At 66.9% G+C, this 18,709-nt stretch carries 19 protein-coding genes and 1 pseudogene; 11 read left to right on the top strand and 9 right to left on the bottom strand.

Features of this window, described 5'->3' with window-relative positions:
* Positions 1 to 7: 7 nt before the first annotated feature.
* From D9V29_RS08990 to D9V29_RS08970, 5 genes and pseudogenes are all read right to left on the bottom strand, one after another.
* Positions 8 to 880, bottom strand: coding sequence for an ABC transporter permease (locus tag D9V29_RS08990; protein WP_121672979.1), 873 nt, complete (start codon positions 878 to 880; stop codon positions 8 to 10).
* Positions 873 to 1,783, bottom strand: a pseudogene (locus D9V29_RS08985) (ABC transporter ATP-binding protein). The gene D9V29_RS08990 and the pseudogene D9V29_RS08985 overlap by 8 nt, the downstream one beginning before the upstream one ends.
* A 182-nt stretch (positions 1,784 to 1,965) precedes the next feature.
* Positions 1,966 to 2,862, bottom strand: a complete 897-nt coding sequence (locus tag D9V29_RS08980) for a glucose 1-dehydrogenase (protein WP_121673039.1) — start codon at positions 2,860 to 2,862, stop codon at positions 1,966 to 1,968.
* A gap of 117 nt (positions 2,863 to 2,979) precedes the next feature.
* A complete protein-coding gene (locus D9V29_RS08975) occupies positions 2,980 to 3,540 on the bottom strand; it encodes an RBBP9/YdeN family alpha/beta hydrolase (protein WP_121672978.1) in 561 nt (186 codons plus the stop codon).
* A 121-nt stretch (positions 3,541 to 3,661) separates the two neighbouring features.
* Positions 3,662 to 4,975, bottom strand: coding sequence for an MATE family efflux transporter (locus D9V29_RS08970; protein WP_121672977.1), 1,314 nt, complete (start codon positions 4,973 to 4,975; stop codon positions 3,662 to 3,664).
* A gap of 180 nt (positions 4,976 to 5,155) precedes the next feature.
* On the opposite strand from D9V29_RS08970, the gene D9V29_RS08965 reads away from it, so the two are divergent.
* The 7 genes from D9V29_RS08965 to D9V29_RS08935 all read left to right on the top strand — a co-directional run bounded on the left by D9V29_RS08965 (position 5,156) and on the right by D9V29_RS08935 (position 12,453).
* Positions 5,156 to 5,524, top strand: coding sequence for a VOC family protein (locus tag D9V29_RS08965; RefSeq protein WP_121672976.1), 369 nt, complete (start codon positions 5,156 to 5,158; stop codon positions 5,522 to 5,524).
* A gap of 46 nt (positions 5,525 to 5,570) precedes the next feature.
* Positions 5,571 to 6,527: an ABC transporter ATP-binding protein gene (locus D9V29_RS08960; RefSeq protein ID WP_121673038.1), complete on the top strand. Its 957-nt coding sequence runs from the start codon at positions 5,571 to 5,573 to the stop codon at positions 6,525 to 6,527.
* Positions 6,524 to 8,137, top strand: a complete 1,614-nt coding sequence (locus tag D9V29_RS08955; protein WP_121672975.1) for an ABC transporter permease — start codon at positions 6,524 to 6,526, stop codon at positions 8,135 to 8,137. Before D9V29_RS08960 ends, D9V29_RS08955 begins: the two co-directional genes overlap by 4 nt.
* A gap of 75 nt (positions 8,138 to 8,212) precedes the next feature.
* Positions 8,213 to 8,659, top strand: coding sequence for an META domain-containing protein (locus tag D9V29_RS08950; protein WP_183084965.1), 447 nt, complete (start codon positions 8,213 to 8,215; stop codon positions 8,657 to 8,659).
* 58 nt (positions 8,660 to 8,717) lie between these two features.
* Entirely contained in the window at positions 8,718 to 10,733 is a 2,016-nt protein-coding gene (locus D9V29_RS08945; protein ID WP_121672973.1) for a M13 family metallopeptidase, read from the top strand.
* 172 nt (positions 10,734 to 10,905) lie between these two features.
* On the top strand, positions 10,906 to 11,832 hold the full coding sequence (locus D9V29_RS08940) for a serine hydrolase (protein WP_121672972.1): 927 nt from the start codon (positions 10,906 to 10,908) through the stop codon (positions 11,830 to 11,832).
* 192 nt (positions 11,833 to 12,024) lie between these two features.
* Positions 12,025 to 12,453: a VOC family protein gene (locus D9V29_RS08935; protein ID WP_220699940.1), complete on the top strand. Its 429-nt coding sequence runs from the start codon at positions 12,025 to 12,027 to the stop codon at positions 12,451 to 12,453.
* A 28-nt stretch (positions 12,454 to 12,481) separates the two neighbouring features.
* On the opposite strand, the gene D9V29_RS08930 is transcribed toward D9V29_RS08935, so the two are convergent.
* Genes D9V29_RS08930 through D9V29_RS08920 form a run of 3 tightly spaced genes read right to left on the bottom strand, consistent with a single transcriptional unit; the run spans position 12,482 to position 14,423 of the window.
* A complete protein-coding gene (locus D9V29_RS08930) occupies positions 12,482 to 12,889 on the bottom strand; it encodes an NUDIX hydrolase (RefSeq protein ID WP_121672971.1) in 408 nt (135 codons plus the stop codon).
* Complete coding sequence (locus D9V29_RS08925) at positions 12,886 to 13,677, bottom strand: esterase/lipase family protein (protein ID WP_121672970.1); 792 nt, start codon at positions 13,675 to 13,677, stop codon at positions 12,886 to 12,888. The genes D9V29_RS08930 and D9V29_RS08925 overlap by 4 nt, the downstream gene beginning before the upstream one ends.
* Complete coding sequence (locus D9V29_RS08920) at positions 13,674 to 14,423, bottom strand: alpha/beta fold hydrolase (protein WP_121672969.1); 750 nt, start codon at positions 14,421 to 14,423, stop codon at positions 13,674 to 13,676. The genes D9V29_RS08925 and D9V29_RS08920 overlap by 4 nt, the downstream gene beginning before the upstream one ends.
* A 187-nt stretch (positions 14,424 to 14,610) precedes the next feature.
* On the opposite strand from D9V29_RS08920, the gene D9V29_RS08915 reads away from it, so the two are divergent.
* The 4 genes from D9V29_RS08915 (at position 14,611) to D9V29_RS08900 (ending at position 17,120) form a co-directional block, all read left to right on the top strand.
* On the top strand, positions 14,611 to 15,996 hold the full coding sequence (locus tag D9V29_RS08915; RefSeq protein WP_121672968.1) for a glycine--tRNA ligase: 1,386 nt from the start codon (positions 14,611 to 14,613) through the stop codon (positions 15,994 to 15,996).
* Positions 15,997 to 16,105: 109 nt separating this feature from the next.
* A complete protein-coding gene (locus D9V29_RS08910) occupies positions 16,106 to 16,306 on the top strand; it encodes a hypothetical protein (RefSeq protein WP_121672967.1) in 201 nt (66 codons plus the stop codon).
* Between the two features lie 32 nt (positions 16,307 to 16,338).
* A complete protein-coding gene (locus D9V29_RS08905; RefSeq protein ID WP_121672966.1) occupies positions 16,339 to 16,554 on the top strand; it encodes a hypothetical protein in 216 nt (71 codons plus the stop codon).
* A 164-nt stretch (positions 16,555 to 16,718) separates the two neighbouring features.
* Positions 16,719 to 17,120 (top strand): DUF4190 domain-containing protein, encoded by a 402-nt coding sequence (locus D9V29_RS08900; protein WP_121672965.1) that lies wholly within the window; start codon positions 16,719 to 16,721, stop codon positions 17,118 to 17,120.
* Positions 17,121 to 17,310: 190 nt separating this feature from the next.
* Here the strand turns inward: D9V29_RS08900 and D9V29_RS08895 are convergent, their stop codons facing one another.
* Entirely contained in the window at positions 17,311 to 18,642 is a 1,332-nt protein-coding gene (locus D9V29_RS08895) for a glutamyl-tRNA reductase (RefSeq protein ID WP_121672964.1), read from the bottom strand.
* Positions 18,643 to 18,709 lie beyond the last annotated feature (67 nt).

Below are 18,709 nucleotides of genomic sequence, written 5' to 3'. Positions count from 1 at the left end.
CGTCGGCTCAGGAGTCCTTGCGGATCCAGCGGAAGGTGAGGCGGCAGAGCACCAGCCCGACGACGCACCAGATGAGCAGGTTGAGCGCGACCGCGTCGAGGTCCCAGCCTCCGTGCTGTTCGAGACTTGCGAAGCTCTCGGGCAGGAACACGGATCGCATCCCCTGGGCCAGCCATTTGAGCGGGAACAGGCTGGCGATGTTCTGCAGCCACTCGGGGAGCATCGTGAACATCAGGTAGACACCGGAGATGAACTGCAGCACCAGCACGATCGGGATGATGACGGCTCCTGCGCTCTTGCCGGTGCGCGGGACGGCCGAGAGTGCGATGCCGAGCACGGCACACGTGAGGATGCCGAGAAGGTAGATCCACGCGAACGTCGCCCACTTCTCGGGCTCGGTCGGCAGCTCGATGGCGAACAGCATCCGGGCGACCAGGAACAGCAGCACCAGTTGTGCGAGGGAGGTCACGAAGACCTGGCCCATCTTGCCGATGAAGTAGCTGACCACGGGGAGGGGTGAGCCTCCCAGTCGCTTGAGTGTGCCGTCACTCTTCTCCATCGCGATGTCGGTGGCGAGGTTCTGCACGCCGGAGAGCAGGATGCCCGCCGCGACCATTCCCGGGAGGAAGTACGCGCCCTGGGTGATGCCACCGCTGCCGTCCGGATTCGTCCCGATGTTGCCGCTCGTGGAGAACGCTGTCGCGAAGATCGAGAGCATCACCACCGGGAAGAGGAAGGTGAAGAACACCTGGTCCCCGACACGGAAGTAGACACGGACCTCGTAGGCGATGCGCTTGAGCCCGAGCCGCAGCGTGCGACCACGGGACAGCGGAGTGACGCCCGTCGGAAGGGGCGGCCGGGTGAGAGTGGTCTCAGACATGGGTCGGTTCTCCTTCGGAAGCCGCGGCATGCGGCATCCGGTCGTTTGCGCCGACGAGTCCGAGGTACACGTCCTCGAGGCTCGGGCGCAGGATTTCGAGGTCACGCGGTTCGCGTCCGGTGGCCGCGAAGAGGCGGGAGGCGAAGGCCGCGGGTTCGAGCGTGCGTTCTTCGTGCAGCCCCGCGTCGTCGCGCCACCGGACGACGGGGATCCGGGCTTCTGCCCCACCGATCGTGTCGACCGGTCCGATTTCGACCAGCGTGCCGCCGGCGATGACGGCGACCCGATCGGCGAGTTGTGCCGCTTCGTCGAGGTAATGGGTGGTGAGGAGGATCGTGGTGCCGTCCGCCTTGAGCGACCGGATGAGCTCCCAGAACTGGCGGCGCGCTTCGGGGTCGAACCCGGTGGTGGGCTCGTCGAGGAACAGCAGCTGGGGTCGGCCGATCACGCCGAGGGCGACGTCGACGCGACGGCGTTGCCGCCGGACAGTTTGGCGATGCGGGTCTTCGCCTTCTCGGTGAGGCCGACGGCGGTGAGGACCTCGTCGACGTCTCGTGGAGAGTCGTAGTACGCGGCGAATTGCTCGAGCTGTTCACGGACGGTGACGTGAGCGGCTTCGGCGCTGGACTGAAGGACGATGCCCAGCTGGGCCTTCCAGGCGAGGCCGCCCTTCTGCGGGTCAACACCGAGGACGCGCACCGATCCGCTCGAGCGGTCGCGGTAGCCTTCGAGGATCTCGATCGTGGTCGACTTGCCCGCACCGTTGGGACCGAGGAGCGCGAACGTCTCCCCGCGACGGATCTCGAAACTCACGTCGTCGACGGCGGTGAGGCTGCCGTAGCGCTTACCGAGGTTCTCGACCTCGACGATGTTGTCGCCGTGCGGCGCTCTGCTGGAGTTCATGCTTCAAGAGTGCCCGTGTCGAGCCTCCGGCGGTAGCGGACGTTCGACTGAATCCGGCATCAACCGATCGGTGGATGCCGTCGGCCGCGCGGGTGGCTCGAAGTCGCGAAATCACGCACAACGGACGAAGACACCCGGCGTACCGGGTGCCTTCGTCCGTATCGAGTGAAAGGGCGCGCGCCCTACGGCGTGGGCATCCCGCCGTTCACGTTGAGCGTCTCGCCCGAGACGTAGCTCGACTCGCCCGACGCGAGGAACACGTAGGCGGGAGCCAGTTCCGCCGGCTGACCGGCGCGGCCGAGCGGGGTCTGCTCGCCGAACTCCGGCAGCGCCTCGGAGGGCTGGCCGCCCGCCGTCTGCAGCGGCGTCCAGATCGGGCCCGGTGCAACGACGTTGACCCGGATGCCCTTCGGGGCAAGCTGCTGCGCCAACGCCTTCGAGAACGCGTTGATCGAAGCCTTCGTCGTCGCGTAGTCGACGAGATGCTCAGACGGCGAGTAGGCCTGGATCGACGACGTGTTGATGATCGTCGAGCCTGGCTTCAGGTGTGCGAGCGCCGCCTTCGTCGTCCAGAACATGGCGTAGACGTTGGTCTTGAACGTCTCGTCGAACTGTGCGTCGCTGAGATCGGCCAGATCGTTGACGTACTGCTGCTTTCCGGCGTTGTTCACGAGGATGTCGATTCCGCCGAACTCCTCGACGGTGCGCTCGACGATTCCCTTGGCGTAGCTGGAATCCGTCAGGTCGCCGGGCAGCGCGAGAGCCTTGCGTCCGGCCTCCTGGATGAGCGACACGATCTCCTGGGCGTCCTCTTCCTCCTCGGGCAGGTACGAGATCGCGACGTCGGCGCCTTCACGGGCGAACGCGATGGCGACGGCAGCGCCGATCCCGGAGTCGGCGCCGGTGATGAGCGCCTTGCGCCCCTCGAGTCGACCGGTACCCCGGTAGGACTTCTCGCCCCGGTCGGCCTTCTCGACGAGGTCGGCATCGAGTCCTGACCCCTCCTGGTACTGCTCGGGGGTGTCGATGTCGGCGTATTTCTTGGTTGGGTCTTCGAATGCGTACTGGTCTGCAGCCATGCGCTGGTCCTCCTGGTCGTCGACATCGGAATGTGGGTGCGTCTTCGATGCTGTCAGGGGCACGCGGGATGCGGCATCCTCTTGCGTCCTGATGACGATTCGGTTATGCCACGCGGGTCAGCCGCCGGCGACCATGTCGTGGAGTACCGGCAGCAGTTCGGGGATGGACCGGCAGCCCTGGCGTTCGACGAAGTGCCCGCCGCCAGGGAGGATCGTGAGCGGGGCACCGAGCTCGTTCGCGAGGGCAGCGGTGATCGGCGGCGCGACAGTGGTGTCGTTGTCGGAGCCGAACACGTGGATCGAACGCGTGCTCTGGGCGATGGCAGCGAAGTTCACCGGTTCCGCGGTGAACGCGTCGAGCTGGGGCAGGTTGGGCAGCGGCTGGGCGAACCCGGAGACGATCACGAGGCCGCGGAGGGTCCACGGTCGCGGCAGTGCCTCGAGCAGCCGGAGCGTGGTGATCGAACCGAGGCTGTGCGCGACGAGGATCGTGTCGTCGTCGACCGGGCGGACGGCATCCCGGAGCGTGTTCACCCACGGTCCAGGCCGCGGATGCTTCGGAGATGGCAGGGCGGGAACCCTTACGACGCCGGGGTCGAACTGCTCGACCAGCCACGGGAACCAGTGCTTTTCGGGCGACGCGAGGTAGCCGTGGGCGACGACGATGCGAACAGGCATGAGCCGAGTCTGCCAGCCCGGGCGCGTGTGCACGTTCAGCAGGTGCCGCCGGCGAAAAGGGCCTGTCTGCGCCTGTTGAACGCACCAGCGGCCCGAATGCGCCTGTCGGGCGTTCGGTGACCTACGCGCCGGTCCGCATCCAGGCCGTGGTGCGAGCCCGGAGGCCGAGGGTGACGCCGCGGGCAGCGAGGTAACCGAGAGCGAACGCCGCCGTGAGCCACGCCAGTCCGCTCGCGCCCGCCGGTGCCGCCAGGAGGACCCCCAGCGCGAGCGGCACGAACGCAGCGACGTTGAGGATGCCGGTGAGTGCGAGGTAGCGCGCGTCACCCGCCCCGATCAGCACGCCGTCGAGGACGAAGACGAAGCCGGCCAGCGGAGTGCTGATCCCGAGGATCACGAGGCTCGGCATGAGAAGCCGGGCGAGTTCGGGGTCACCGGTGAACAGCACGCCGGCGACTCCCGAGGTGGCGACGACGACGAGTCCGAGCACCACACCAGCCCCGACTCCCCACTGCAGGCATCTGGTGAGGACCATGCGGACGAGCGCGGTGTCCGCGGCACCGAGGTTCTTGCCGATAAGGGCCTGGGCGGCGATCGCGAGCGCGTCGAGCGCGAACGCGGTGAACGTGAACAGCGTCATCACGATCTGGAAGCCGGCGAGCTCGGCCGTACCGATGTCCGTTGCGACGAACGTCGCGAGCAGGATCGCGGCACGGAGGCTCACCGTGCGCACGAACAGCCAGCCGCCGGAGAGCGCGGAGCCTGAAATGCCTTCGCGGTGCGGCCGGATGGTCGCTTTCGTCCGGCGGGCGTGACGCAGCACTACGACAACATAGACGGCGGCCATTCCCCATTGCGCGAGCACCGTTCCGAGAGCGGCCCCGGCGATGCCGAAGTTCAGAACGTAGATGAGAGCGTAGTTGAGCGCGATGTTCGCCCCGAAGCCCACCGTCGCCACGATGAGCGGGGTGCGTGTGTCCTGCAGTCCGCGCAACAGTCCCGTCCCGGCGAAGACGAGGAGCATGGCCGGGAGCCCGGCCATCGATATCGAGAGATACACGGATGCCTCGCCCATGACATCCGGTGACGCACCGAACGGTGAGATGAGGGCGGGTGTTGCGATCCAGCCGCAGATCGCGAGCACTGCACCGAGGCCGAGCGCGAGCCACATGCCGTCGATCCCGACAGACACCGCGCCGCGTTCGTCACCCGCGCCGAGTTTGCGGGCGACGGCAGGTGTCGTTGCGTAGGCGAGGAAGACCATGAGGCCGATGATCGTCTGCAGCACGACGCTCGCGATGCCGAGGCCGGCGAGCTGCGGGATCCCGAGGTGCCCGACCATGGCGGAGTCAGCGAGGAGGAACAGCGGTTCGGCGATCAGCGCGCCGAGGGTGGGGACCGCGAGACGCAGGATGTCGCGGTTCACGGTACTCACTCGACCGAGCCTAGCCTTGGACGGGTTCGGCGCTGACGCGGTCGACTCCGCACGAAACGCTCCTCGGCGCACCGATGAACGACAGGATGTGGAGAATCGATCGCCGCTCCAGCAGATTGTGGCAATTCGAGGGTGTGCCGGGGTTCCCGAGCCCTTACGGGCGCGAGTAGTCTTCCGGCCATGATCGGAGAACTGCACAGCATCGTTCTGGACTGCCCTGACCCCGACCGCCTGGCGTCGTTCTACGAGGAGTTGCTCGGCATGGAACGGGTCGACAACGAGGCCGACTGGGTGACGATCGCGCCGGTCACCGGGGCGCCGAGCGTCGCCTTCCAGCTCGTCGACCCGTACACGCCGCCGCAGTGGCCCGGACAGCTCGTTCCGCAGCAGCTGCACCTCGACGTCAAGGTCGACGACATCGACCTCGCCGAGAAACAGGTGCTCGCACTCGGGGCGACCGACGCCGGCTACCGCGAGAGCGACTTCCGCGTGTATCTCGACCCGGCGGGGCATCCGTTCTGCCTGGTGATCCTCGACGAGGATGCCTGAGCTCCCCCCTTAACAACCGACAAGCACGGGGGTAATGTCCGGTGCCATGAGCACGGTCATTTCCACGCACGACCTGCGGAAAAATTATGGATCCGTCCGCGCGCTTGACGGACTCGACCTTGAGGTCTCCGGCGGTGAGATCCACGGCTTCCTCGGCCCCAACGGGGCGGGCAAATCCACCACCATCAAGATCCTGCTCGGGCTCGCCAGGGCGACGTCCGGATCGGTCACGGTCTATGACCGGGATCCCTGGACGGATGCCGTTCCGCTCCACACCCGCATGGCCTACGTCCCGGCGGGGGTTCCGCTCTGGCCCACTCTCACCGGCGGTGAGGCGATCGACCTGCTCTGCCGACTCCGCGGCATCCGGAACCCGCAGGCCTATGCCGCCCGTCGCGCCCACCTCATCGATGCGTTCTCGTTCGACCCGTCACGCAAGGGGCACACCTACTCCACCGGCAACCGGCAGAAGGTCGCGCTCATCGCCGCCCTCGCGGTTCCGGCCGGGCTGTACCTGCTCGACGAACCGACGTCCGGGCTTGACCCGGTGATGGAGGTGGTGTTCCGGCGGGAGCTCACGGAGGCGGTCGCGGCCGGATCCACGGTGCTTCTCTCGAGCCACATCCTCAGCGAGGTGGAGAAGCTGTGCGACCGGGTGAGCATCATCCGCGCCGGCCGCATCGTCGAGACCGGAACGCTCGCCGACCTGCGACACCTCACCCGCACCGATGTGGCGTTCGCGCTCGAGGGTCTCGACGAGAGCGACCTGCGCTCTCTTCCGCGGAGCTCCGACCTCGTTCTCGACGGAACGCGAGCCCACTTCACCGCGGACAGCGACGAACTCGTCGACGTTCTCCCCGCCCTTGCCGCCCTCCGCGTCCGCGGGCTCACCATCACCCCGCCGTCGCTCGAGGAGCTCTTTCTCAGCCACTACGGCGACGAGAAGCCGACCGCAACGCCGCGGACGAGACGCGAGGCGCGACTGGGCAAGGCGAGTCAATGACCGCTCTCCGCCTCCTCGTCTGGCATCGTCTGCGCCGCGACCGGGTACAGATTCCGGCGTGGATCGGGTCCTTCGCCGCACTCATCGTGCTGGCCGTCGTCGGGCTGCAGGACTCCTTCGGCTCGGTCGCGGAACGCACGGCACTCATCAGCCTCGCCGCCGCGAACCCCGCGATCCTGTTCCTGCGCGGAGCGCCGCAGGGCACCGACGTCGACGCCGTCCTGGTCTTCACCCTGTTCTCTTTTCTCGGCATCCTCGTCGGGCTGATGAACACCTTCCTCGCCGTCCGGCACTCCCGCGCTGAGGAGGACAGCGGTCGTGCCGCGCTGATCGCCGCCACGCCGGCGGCACGGTGGACGCCCGCGCTCTCGACCCTCGTCTACGGACTGGGCGTGAACCTCGTTCTCTTCGTCGCGGTCAGCGGATGCTTCGCCGTCGCCGGTCTCGACGCGGCCGGTTCCGTGGTGGCCGGGCTGGCGCTCGCCGCGACCGGCGTCACGTTCCTCGCCGTCGGCCTCGTGGCATCCGAACTGATGCCGAGCGCCAGGGCCGCCAACAGCGTCGGGGTCGGGGTCGTGCTGATCTCGTATCTGCTGCGCGGACTCGGCGACGCGTTCGGCACGGTCTCGGACGATGGTGTGCGGGTCGACAGCGCGTGGCCGGCGTGGCTGTCGCCGATCGGCTGGGCGAATCGCACGCGGCCGTTCACCGAGAACGCGCTCGCCCCGCTACTCGTGAGCCTCGCGGTTGCCGCTGTGCTTCTGGGGGTCGCCGCCCTCCTTCTCGCTCGGAGGGATGCCGGTGCGAGCGTCGTCGCTGTCGGCATCGGCCGGCCGGCCGCGCGGAGGTCGCTCGCTGGTCCGGTCGGCCTGGCGTGGCGTCTGCAGTGGCCGTCAATCGTCGCGTGGGCCGCAGGGGGTGCCGTGTTCGGGATCTTCGGCGGGGCGCTCGCCCCGGCTCTCGACGACGGGACGCTCGGTGGGAGCGTGATCTCCGACGAATTGACCCGACTCACCGGCGGCGCCGATCTGGCGGAAGCGTTCACGACGGTGATCTTCTCGCTCGTCGGAATCCTCGCGGCAGCGGGCGGAATCCAGGCGATCATCCGGTTGCGTCAGGAAGAGGCGGGGGAAACCGGTGCGCTGATGCTGGCGACGCCACTGTCGCGGCTCGGCTGGCTCGGCAGCTATCTCATCGTCGGAGCCGTCGCGGTGCTGGCCGTCGTCACCGCCGGCGCCCTGGCATCCGTCGTCGCCGCTTTCGTCGTTGGAGTGCGGGAGAACAGTGCCCATGCTGTGCTGGCCGCTGCGGTGCAGGTGCCTGCTGCCCTGCTCTTCTTGGGAGCGGCCGCCCTGGCCTGGGCGCTCGTGCCGCGGTTCACCGCCGGCATCGCGTGGGGCGGGCTCGGCCTCGCGATGTTTCTCGGGATCTTCGGACCCCTGGTCGGCCTGCCGGACTGGGCGGTCGATCTTTCGCCGTTCCGGCACAGCCCGGAGCCGCAGGGAACGGATACTGACTGGAGCGCCGGAATCGTCATGGTCATGTTGGCGCTTGTCACCGGTGCCGCGGCATCCGTGTTCTTCCGTCGCCGCGATCTGGCCGGTGGCTAGATCACGGTCAGAATGGGGTCTAGGCTGACGGCCATCAGGCTCAGGCCAGACTGGTCAGGCCTTCGGAGGTTGGCCATGGTCCGGCAGCGCGTCCCATCGAGAATTTTCAGAACACTCGCTGTCGCCGGTGCTGCGGCGTTGATGCTCACCTCCTGCGCGACGGCCGGCGGCTCGGGCTCGTCGCCGCGGGATGCGTCTCCGGATGAGGACCCGGCTGTTCCGGCACTCACCGAAGAGAGCCTGCTCGGAACGTGGGGGTCGACCGACGAGCGCGAGCCGCACCTCACGTTCGACGAGGGTGGGACTCTCGCGGGCAGCGACGGCTGTAATCGGCTCGTCGGCGGTTGGTCACTCGCGGACGAAACCGTCAGCCTCGAGAACCTCGCAGGAACGCTCATGGCATGCGAAGGCGTCGACACCTGGCTGCGGGATGCTGTCTCCGCGGTCCTCCTCGACGACGACGAACTCAGCGTTCGTAACAGCGACGGCGACGAGATCGGCACCCTCGAGCGCGACGACTGACCGGGTGGCGCGCGGAAGAGACGGAACAGAACCGCCAGCTGTCTCCTAGGGTGGAAACATGACTGACGTTGCTCTTCCCTCCGGCATTCTGCGTGACGAACTCGATCCGGCGGTGCGCCCGCAGGATGATCTGTACCGCCACGTCAACGGACAGTGGCTTGATCGCACCGACATTCCCGCCGACAAGGCGCGGTGGGGATCATTCCATATGCTCGCCGAGGAAGCCGAGAAGAACGTGCAGGCGATCATTCTCGAGGCACAGGATGCTCCGGACAACGACACCACCGACCCTGAGCAGCAAAAGGTCGGGCACTTGTACGCGAGCTTCATGGACGAAGACCTGATCGAGGCGCTCGGGGCGACGCCGATCGCCGCGCAGCTCGCCGCAATCGAGAGCATCACGTCGATCGAGCAGCTGGTCCGCACCACGGCGCAGCTCGACCGGGCCGGCGTCAGTGGATTCTTCCAGCTCTACGTCGACAATGACCCTGGCAACCCCGAGCGCTACCTCGTTCTCGTCGAGCAGGGCGGCATTTCGTTGCCCGATGAGAGCTACTACCGCGAGGACCGATTCGCGTCGATCCGCACCGCTTATGTCGCTCACATTCAGGAGTTGTTCGAGTTCGTCGCCGACGGCGTTCACGGCGGCGCCCAGTTCCGGGATGCGGCCGTTCGGGCACGGTCGGTCTTCGACCTTGAGACGGCGATCGCTGCCGTGCACTGGGACAACGTGCGCACCCGTGACAGCGAAGCCACGTACAACCTCTACACCTGGGACGAAGCGGCAACGTTGTTCGCCAGCACGGGTGGTAGCCGCAACCTGCTCGATGCGTGGCGTGAAGACCTCGGCGCCCCGGAAGGTGCCTTCGACGAAATCGTGGTCCGCGAGCCCAGCTTCTTCTCCGACCTCGCGCCGCTGCTCGTGCCCGACCAGCTCGATGCCTGGAAGGACTGGCTGGCCTGGAAGGTGATTCACGGAGCCGCTCCGTACCTGTCCGGCGAATTCGTGGCATCCAACTTCGAGTTCTACGGAAAGACCCTCTCCGGAACCCCGGAGATTCGCGACCGCTGGAAGCGCGGTGTCTCGCTCGTCGAGGGCGTGCTCGGTGAAGCCGTCGGCAAGATCTACGTCGAGCGGCACTTCCCGCCGGAGGCGAAAGCATCGATGGATGTTCTCGTCGCCAACCTCGTCGAGGCGTACCGTCAGTCGATTGCGACGCTCGACTGGATGGGAGACGACACCCGCACCCGTGCGCTCGAGAAGCTCGAAAAGTTCACGCCGAAGATCGGTTTCCCGTCGAAGTGGCGCGATTACTCCACGCTCGACGTCGAACGCTCCGACCTCATCGGCAACGTGCGCCGGGCAAGCCAGTTCGAGTTCTCCCGAGAACTGGGCAAAATCGGCAAGCCCCTCGATCGCGAGGAATGGTTCATGACCCCCCAGACGATCAACGCGTATTACAACCCCGGATTCAACGAGATCGTGTTTCCCGCGGCGATCCTGCAGTTCCCGTTCTTCGATGAAGGCAGGGATGCCGCGGCGAACTACGGTGCGATCGGTGCGGTCATCGGGCACGAGATCGGGCACGGCTTCGACGACCAGGGCTCGAAGTACGACGGAGACGGCAAGCTCACCGACTGGTGGACCGCCGAAGACCGGGAAGCGTTCGAGAAGCGGACGGCGAATCTCATCGCCCAGTTCGACGCCCTCGCTCCGGCGCAGGTGCCCGACCACCACGTCAACGGTGCCCTCACGATCGGCGAGAACATCGGCGACCTCGGTGGCCTCTCGATCGCGTGGAAGGCGTACCTGCTCTCCCTCCGAGGGGAGAAACCCCCGGTGATCGATGGGCTCACGGGTGCCGAGCGCTTCTTCTTCTCCTGGGCGCAGGCCTGGCAGCAGAAGGGTCGTGATGAAGAGGTGATCCGACTGCTCGCGATCGACCCGCACTCACCGAATGAGTTCCGCTGCAACCAGATCGTGCGCAACATCGACGAGTTCTATGAGACGTTCGGCGTCACACCCGGCGACGCACTCTGGCTCGACCCGTCCGAGCGCGTGACCATCTGGTAGGAGCCTCGTTTTCGGCGCGATTCGTCTGCGATACTGGAGAGACGGCCACCGCGAACCGCCCGTACGTTTCTCGTTGAAGACGAGCGTCGCGAGAATCGGCCGGACCAGAGCAATCTGTGATCGGTATGGTGCGTCCCATCGACCAGCCGGTCACTCAACGGAGATCAGGCCAGTGGTACCGTCGACGCAACAACCCGCTGCATCGCAGCCCTCGTACAGCCGCACGCGGCAACGGGAACGTCGACGCGCCAGACACCGGTCGGCCGAGCCGGCCGAGACGTTCGCCCGGAGCCTCAAGGCACTCGGCTTTCTTGCCCGCAACGGTGTTCAGGTTTCGGCGCGAGCGACGGACCTTGCCACGGGTGCCGAACTCCTGAGCGTCGACGACTACGTCGTCATGCCGACGGCGTCGATCGGCAAAGTGCTGCTTCTCATCGAGGTCGCCGCCCGGCTGAACGACACCGAGTTCGCTGCCCTCACGATCCTCGATCGCGAATCACAGGATTCGGTCGGCGACTCCGGCATCTGGCAGCACCTGCAGGCGCCCTCGCTTCCCGTCGCGGACCTCGCAGCACTCATCGGTGCGACCAGCGACAACCTCGCCACCAATGTGCTTCTGCGCCTCATCGGCCTCGATGCCGTCCGCAATCGTGCCGAGTCGATCGGGCTCAAGCGCACCGCGCTGCTCGACCGGGTGCGCGACCAGCGTGGCCCGGACGACGCACCGCACCTCTCCGTGGGTTCGATGAAGGAGATCGCCTGGCTGTTCTCGGCGCTCGCCCGCGGCGAGATCGTCGACGCGGCAACGAGCCAGCGGGTCGCGGGGTGGCTGTCGCTCAACACCGACCTCTCGATGGTGGCGTCTGCGTTCGGCATGGATCCGCTCGCGCACCGTGCCGGGGATCACGGCATCCAGATGTTCAACAAGACGGGGGCGGATGCCGGCGTGCGCGCCGACGCAGGAGTCGTACGCGGGCCGCGGGCAGGCGTGGCCTATTCGGTGGCCGTGTCGTTCGCCGACACCGATCTCTCCACCCGGCTCGCCGTCTATGACGCAATGCACACGCTGGGCCTCGACATGGCTGAGTACATCCACTGACGCGAGCTGATTGCTCGGTCGCTTTCGGTGGTTCGCACACGTTGCTCGGTCACACATGGCGAGAGTTCGCCGTGCGATTCGACCATTCCCGACCGAGCAAGCCGCGGCATCCGCTCACGGGGCGCTCGCGGCCGCATCGTACGGTAGTCGAGTAAGGCCGCTCGCGGCCGCATCGAGTGCAAAGGAATCACCATGAGCAAGGTTCTGCAAATGCGACTGGTCGTCGAGGTCGAAGACCACGACGCCGCGATCGCGTTCTACCGCGACGCCCTCGGGCTCGACGAAGAGGCGGCCTTCGAGGGCGACGGCGACGCGCGCGTCATGATCCTCGATGCCGGCCGCGCAACGCTCGAGATCATCAACCCGGCACAGAAGCGCATGATCGACGAGGTCGAGGTGGGGCGGCCGGTCGCGCCGAAGTTCCGGCTGGCATTCGAAGTGGCGGATGCCGCAGCCACCACCCAGAACCTCACCGAGGCGGGTGCGACGCTCGTCGCCGCGCCGATCCAGACGCCGTGGCGGTCACTGAACGCGCGACTCGAGGCCCCTGACCTGCAGATCACTGTGTTCCAGGAGCTCGACCCGGCCGCTGGCGGCCTTGTTCAGGAACCGCGCGACTGAACCGAATCGTTGCGCTCGTCAAGCGACCTCAGTCGACCAGGTCCAGCTCTGCCAGCCGGCGCAGCACCTCGGAACCTGCGGGCGGGCAGCGGTGGAGGTCCGCGGTCGTGACCCAATGCACCTCGCTCACTTCGGCGCTCGGCTGTGGTTCGTCGAGCGAGTCGGCGGCGAAGACGACCATGCGCACCTGACGACCGTCCGGCTCGCCGTGGGCTTGCGTCACCACGGTGAACAGCTCGCGCACCGAGCCGGGGACGAGCTCGATCGAGACCTCCTCGCGCGCTTCGCGGGCGGCGGCATCCGCGGGCGATTCGCCGGCGTCCAGCTTGCCGCCGGGGAGATAGACGACGTCGCGTCCGCGGGCGGTGACCATGAGCATCCGTCGGTCACGGATCAGGGCGACCGCTGCGACGAGGATGTCGGGGAGCTGGCTCACGCGGTGCGTTCACTGCCGTCGGCGACGACGTCGGCGACACCGGCGATGTCAGATGCCTCTGCGGCAGTGGGGCCGACCATGGCGGCGGCCTCCGATGAACGCACCAGCAGGTCGACCGCATCGGCGACCGCATCGAGGGTCCGCGGTTTCCGGAGGATGCGGAAGTGCCCGTCGACCGGCAGCTTGACATTGGTGGCACCGGCGAGCACCGAGCCGTCGGGAACGTGTGGGTCGAAGCCGCCGAAGATCGAGACGATGGATGCGTTGACGCTCGAGTTGCTGCCGAGGCTCACGATGGTCTCGTTCGTCGGGCTGAACGCCCGCAGGGTCTGGCCGAGCACGTAGCGGGCGTACCGTGAGCCGGCGAACGGCGTGCAGATTGCGACGAGCCCGCGCAGGTGAAGCCGGTCCGCCTCGGTGACGAGGAGGTGCTTTCCGACAAGGCCGCCCTTGCTGTGGGCAACGATCAGCCGGCCCGCCGGATTCGCGGCCACCCTCGACAGGGCGCGCGCGAGGCGTTCAGAGGTGTCGACGACGGGGCGCCGGTTGTAGCCGAGGCCGTGCACGACACTCACCGGGTAGCCGGCGGCGTTGAGCCGCTCGGCGATCTCGCGGAGGAACGCCCAGCGCTCATAGACCCCGGGGATGAGCACGATGGTCGGTCTGCCGGGTTCACCGATCGCGAACTCCTCTGGTACCCGCCAGCGGATCACCGACCGCACGTGCACGACACCCGCGTCGACATAGTCCAGGGCCCAGACGCCAAGCTTGCGCAGGATTTCGTTCATCCTCGTCCTTCCGCGTGGCCGGCAATTAGGGCGCCCACCTCGTGCCCGTTGGTCATCATGACCTCGTGTCCCGTTCCCGGAACCTCCACGAGTCGCGCCAGGGGAACCGTCCCGACGATCCGGTCGACCCAGCCCCTCGGGCACAGCAGGTCGTCGCTTCCGCGGATAACGAGCGTGTCGGCCTGCACGCGCGGCAGCGTGTCCTCGACCCGGTGGTTCATCATCTTTCGCAGCGTTTTGAAGTACCAGCGCGGCCCGGCCTTGACGTAATAGACGAATCCGTATCCCAGAACCCGCAGGCGAGCGCCCCACAGGTCCTGCACGAGGCGCAGCGCCTGGATTCGCGCTCCACGCTCCTCCGGGTTCACCGTCGGGCTGATGAGCACCACGCGCGTGAAGACCTCCGGATGCCGCGCCGCCGCCTCGACGGCGACTTGCGATCCCATCGAATGGCCAACGAGCACCGGATCCTCGATGCCAAGGCTGTCAACGAGCTCAGCGATGAGGTCACCGGCCTGGTGCATCTCGAGCGGGTCCTCGGGTTCCGGGGCGTCGCCGAAGCCGGGGAGGTCGAGCGCATACACTCGGCCGTGCTCGCCGAGCGTCTCGGTCAGCGCGCCCCAGTAGTGCCGGCCCATGCCGATTCCGTGCAGGAGGATGAAACCCGGCCCGGTGCGGATGCCGCTTTCCGCGACGACGGTCACACGCTCATGAGATCGGAACTCAGAGGTGCTCGTTTCGGCCATCGGGCCAGTCTACGGGCGCTCGCTGACGGCATCCGGAGGGTTGATTTCGATGCCCGGGATGCCGGTTGCCGGCGCTGCCCGCGTGCTTCTGGAGCAGACGGGCAGTGGGCAGGCTGCAGGCGCGTCGCGGCTAAGCTGGGGGAGTCCGTGCAGCCGGCACGGGCCGTTTTTCGTATTTGGAGCCACAGTGGCAGCATCCAGCCGTCTCGACTCAGTCATCGCCCTTGCCCGCCACCGCGGCTTCGTCTTCCAGGCCGGTGAGATCTACGGAGGGTCGCGATCCGCCTGGGACTACGGGCCCCTTGGTGTCGAACTCAAAGAGAACATCAAGCGCCAGTGGTGGAAGTACATGGTCACCCGCCGTGACGACGTCGTCGGCCTCGACTCGAGCGTCATCCTGCCGAAGAAGGTCTGGGAAGCATCAGGCCACGTCGGCGTCTTCACCGACCCGCTCGTCGAGTGCCTGAGCTGCCACAAGCGGTTCCGTGAGGACCACCTGCTCGAGGCATTCGAAGAGAAGAAGGGCCGTGCGCCCGAAACCGGGATGCTCGAGATCGCCTGCCCCAACTGTGGAACCCGCGGCGAGTGGACTCCTCCGCGCGACTTCAACATGATGCTCAAGACCTACCTCGGTCCGGTTGAGGACGAGTCCGGCATGCATTACCTGCGCCCGGAGACCGCGCAGGGAATCTTCGTCAACTTCGCGAACGTGCTTCAGGCATCCCGTATCAAGCCGCCATTCGGCGTCGGCCAGATCGGCAAGAGCTTCCGCAACGAGATCACTCCCGGAAACTTCATCTTCCGCACCCGTGAGTTCGAGCAGATGGAACTCGAGTTCTTCGTCGAACCCGGCTCGGATGAAGAGTGGCACCAGTACTGGATCGACTACCGGTTCAACTGGTACACCGATCTCGGCATTGACCCGGAGAATCTGCGTCTGTTCGAGCACCCGCAGGAGAAGCTCTCGCACTACTCAAAGCGCACTGTCGACATCGAGTACAAGTTCGGTTTCACCGGCGGAGACTGGGGCGAGCTCGAGGGTGTCGCCAACCGCACCGACTTCGACCTCACCACTCACGGGGAGCACTCCGGCAAGGACCTGTCGTTCTTCGACCAGGGCAAGAACGAACGCTGGGTTCCCTACGTCATCGAACCCGCGGCCGGGCTCACCCGCTCGCTCATGGCGTTCCTCGTCGACGCGTATCACGAGGAGGAAGTGCCGAACGCGAAGGGCGGCACCGACAAGCGCACCGTGCTCAAGCTCGACCCGCGCCTCGCGCCGGTGAAGGCGGCGGTCCTTCCGCTCAGCCGCAACGAAGCCCTTTCTCCGGTGGCGAAGAAGATTGCTGCCGAACTGCGCGAGACGTGGAACATCGACTTCGACGACGCCGGTGCTATCGGCCGCCGGTACCGCCGCCAGGACGAGGTCGGCACGCCGTACTGCGTCACCGTTGACTTCGACTCGCTCGAGGATCACGCGGTCACCGTTCGCGATCGCGACACCATGGCGCAGGAGCGCGTGTCGATCGACAAGCTCTACCTGTACCTCGCTGAGCGGCTCAAGGGCGCTTAGCCCCGGTCGCTTCCGTCGTGCGAAGGCCGTCCCCGTTCACGCGGGGGCGGCCTTCGCGCTTTCGATTGCGGCACCCAGCCCGTAGGGTGGCGACAACGAAGGAGCTCGCATGGACCCTGTCATCGCCGCCATTCTCATCGCCGCAGGCATCGGCCTCGTTGCCCTCCTGGTGGTGCTCGGCATCCGTGACGCACGCGAGCGCCGGTACGATTCCGAGCCCGGCTCGACCACGATGCCGAGGGAACGAGTCGAAGGCGAAGCCCACGCCGTTGCGGCTCGATTCGCCCGTGACGACGGCCAGAATTTCTAGAATTCGACACACTCGGCAACCCAAGGAGCACCATGGACGTTGTTCTGCTCGTCATCGCCGGACTCACCGGCGTCGCTGTCGTCGTCGCGCTGGCCGTGCTCATCCGCCGCGAAGTGAGGTTCCGGCGATTGTCATCGTGGTCCGATCCCGCCAGACACGACCCTCGAGCGGTTGACGCGGCGAAGACGGACGCCGAATCGAGCGGGTACTCCGCTCAGATCATGCGAGGGACCGGCGGCATCCCCTGACGTGCATATTCGCGGGGCCGATCGACATCGCGCGGCCGCTCCGACCGCGCGATCCATCACATCCGCGAAAAAGCGGGTAGTTCTGCCCATGCCACACCCCCCGGATGTAATTGACACCCGTACGGGTCGCTGCCAGTCTGGAACCCGGCTTACGAAGGAGCACTATGACTGACAACAACACACCATCAGTACCCCCGGCCGGCTCGAACCAGCCCTACGGCCAGGGCCAGCAGGCTCCGCAGTACGGGGCACCCCAGTACAACGCTCCGCAGCAGGCACCGCAGTACGGTGCACCGGCTTACGGCCAGCCCGGTCAGCAGAGCCAGAAGTGGAACGTCCTGTCGATCGTCTCGATCGCTGGCGCCGTTCTCGGCTTCAACATCATCGCCGCGATCCTCGGCTTCATCGCACTCAACCAGATCAAGAAGACCGGTGAGCAGGGCAGGGTCCTCGCGATCATCGCGATCGTCCTCGGCATCCTGTCGCTGGTAATCATCATCATCGGGATCGTGCTGTTCTTTGCAGCGCTCGGCACCGCAGGCTCGATCAACTACGACAACCTCTAAGCGCCGCACGCTCGAACGCCCGCCCACACCTCGTGGGCGGGCGTTTTGCGTTGGCGGTGGCCGCAAGAAGCATTGCGTTGCCGGGTTTGGCTGCAAGCCGGCGCGTTTGTCAGCCCAAAGTGGCAACGCAACGTGCTGATCAGCCAAAAGTGGCAACGGCGCGGCACGAGACGGCCGCGCGAGGGTCAGCTCAGGATGCCGCTTCGCCGGCCTCGAGGTCGGCGACCTCGTCCGACTCCACCGCAAGGCCCAGCAACGCATCGAGCGCATCGAGGTAGCGCTGGGCATCGCCGGCGCGAGCGAGGTCGCGGGCGCGAACGGTAGGTGCGTGAAGCAGGCGGCCCATCATGTGCCGAAGCGCCTGCTCGGCGACACCGTTCGGGTCCCGGGGAGCGACCCGGGCGATCTCGGACTCGAGGAGCTCGTGTGCGTGCTTGCGGAGGGCGACGACAGCGGGCGCGAGGCTCTGCTCGTGGGTAACCGAGACGAACTTGCGCGCGGCACGATCGACGATCGCGTGGGCGTGGTCGGTGGCCTGCAGCTCTTCGAGCGGCGCGTGGATGCGGATGGTCTCGAGGTCGAGCAGGTCGACGCCGTGCACGCCAGCGACGTCCGGGTCCACGTTGCGGGGAAGCCCGAGGTCGATCACGAGCTGGCCGGCTTCGGCGTGAACCGGGCAGCCGGGGGTGTCATCCTGCTCGAACGCCGGCAGCGCGGCGAGGCGGCCGGCGGTCAGCGCTGCGGCATCGAGGACGAAACCGGATGCCGTCGTGCACGTCACGATGATGGTCGCCGTTGCGGCTTCGCGAGCGAAAGCATCCTGTTCGACCGCGCGAATGGCGTGGCTCGCGGCGAATTTGGCGGCGCGACCGGACGGTGAGTAGACGGCGACATCGGTGACCCCGCGGTCGCGCAGGGCGGCGAGGCTCGCACCTGCGTATGCTCCGGTGCCGATGAGGAGGACCCGAACGGCGGACCAGTCGACGATGCGGCTCTCAGCGAGATCGAGGGCGAGCCGCACGATCGACCGGCCGGCGCGGCCGAGCGGCGTGTTGTTCTTCACGCCGCGAGAAGTCTGCGATGCGCGCTGGAACAGGCGCTCCAGGTCGCTCGTGGTGGTTCCTGCTTCGCGAGCGGTCTCGAGCGAACGGCGCACCTGTCCGGCGATTTCACCCTCGCCGACGATGACGGATTCCAGTCCTGCAGACACCGCGAAGAGGTGGCGGGCGGCGTCTTCGTCGGTGTGGACGTTCCAGGTGGCACGCAATTCGTCTGCGGGGATACCGGACGCGGCGCTGATGGCATCCGTCGCCGCTTCGACGCCGACCTGCTGGCCGGCGGTGATCGGGTCGTCGAGATCGATGTACGCCTCGAACCGGTTGCAGGTCGAGATGACGACGGCACCTGTGACGCATTCGGAGTGGTCCGTGATGCGTTGCGCAACGGCCCCGGCGCCCCCGGAGAGACGCTCGAGGAGGTCGAAGGAGGCGTTTTTGTGACTCGCCGTCAGACACATGAGCACAAACCAAGGATACCCGGCCTGTCTGAGTGCTTCCGCCCACAGGAGGTGCACGTCCGCTCAGGGCGGA

This window comes from Mycetocola manganoxydans, from assembly GCF_003667545.1.
GTDB lineage: Bacteria > Actinomycetota > Actinomycetes > Actinomycetales > Microbacteriaceae > Mycetocola_A > Mycetocola_A manganoxydans.
This window is presented reverse-complemented; position numbering and strand designations above follow the sequence as displayed.

Bases quoted from the DNA above. Each gene is read 5' to 3' on its own strand.
- D9V29_RS08910 (WP_121672967.1), top strand. From the start codon at position 16,106: ATGGACCCTGTCATCGCCGCCATTCTCATCGCCGCAGGCATCGGCCTC.
- D9V29_RS08980 (WP_121673039.1), bottom strand. From the start codon at position 2,862: ATGGCTGCAGACCAGTACGCATTCGAAGACCCAACCAAGAAATACGCC.
- D9V29_RS08920 (WP_121672969.1), bottom strand. From the start codon at position 14,423: ATGGCCGAAACGAGCACCTCTGAGTTCCGATCTCATGAGCGTGTGACC.
- D9V29_RS08905 (WP_121672966.1), top strand. From the start codon at position 16,339: ATGGACGTTGTTCTGCTCGTCATCGCCGGACTCACCGGCGTCGCTGTC.
- D9V29_RS08960 (WP_121673038.1), top strand. From the start codon at position 5,571: ATGAGCACGGTCATTTCCACGCACGACCTGCGGAAAAATTATGGATCC.
- D9V29_RS08965 (WP_121672976.1), top strand. From the start codon at position 5,156: ATGATCGGAGAACTGCACAGCATCGTTCTGGACTGCCCTGACCCCGAC.
- D9V29_RS08945 (WP_121672973.1), top strand. From the start codon at position 8,718: ATGACTGACGTTGCTCTTCCCTCCGGCATTCTGCGTGACGAACTCGAT.
- D9V29_RS08990 (WP_121672979.1), bottom strand. From the start codon at position 880: ATGTCTGAGACCACTCTCACCCGGCCGCCCCTTCCGACGGGCGTCACT.
- D9V29_RS08975 (WP_121672978.1), bottom strand. From the start codon at position 3,540: ATGCCTGTTCGCATCGTCGTCGCCCACGGCTACCTCGCGTCGCCCGAA.
- D9V29_RS08925 (WP_121672970.1), bottom strand. From the start codon at position 13,677: ATGAACGAAATCCTGCGCAAGCTTGGCGTCTGGGCCCTGGACTATGTC.
- D9V29_RS08955 (WP_121672975.1), top strand. From the start codon at position 6,524: ATGACCGCTCTCCGCCTCCTCGTCTGGCATCGTCTGCGCCGCGACCGG.
- D9V29_RS08950 (WP_183084965.1), top strand. From the start codon at position 8,213: ATGGTCCGGCAGCGCGTCCCATCGAGAATTTTCAGAACACTCGCTGTC.
- D9V29_RS08900 (WP_121672965.1), top strand. From the start codon at position 16,719: ATGACTGACAACAACACACCATCAGTACCCCCGGCCGGCTCGAACCAG.
- D9V29_RS08935 (WP_220699940.1), top strand. From the start codon at position 12,025: ATGAGCAAGGTTCTGCAAATGCGACTGGTCGTCGAGGTCGAAGACCAC.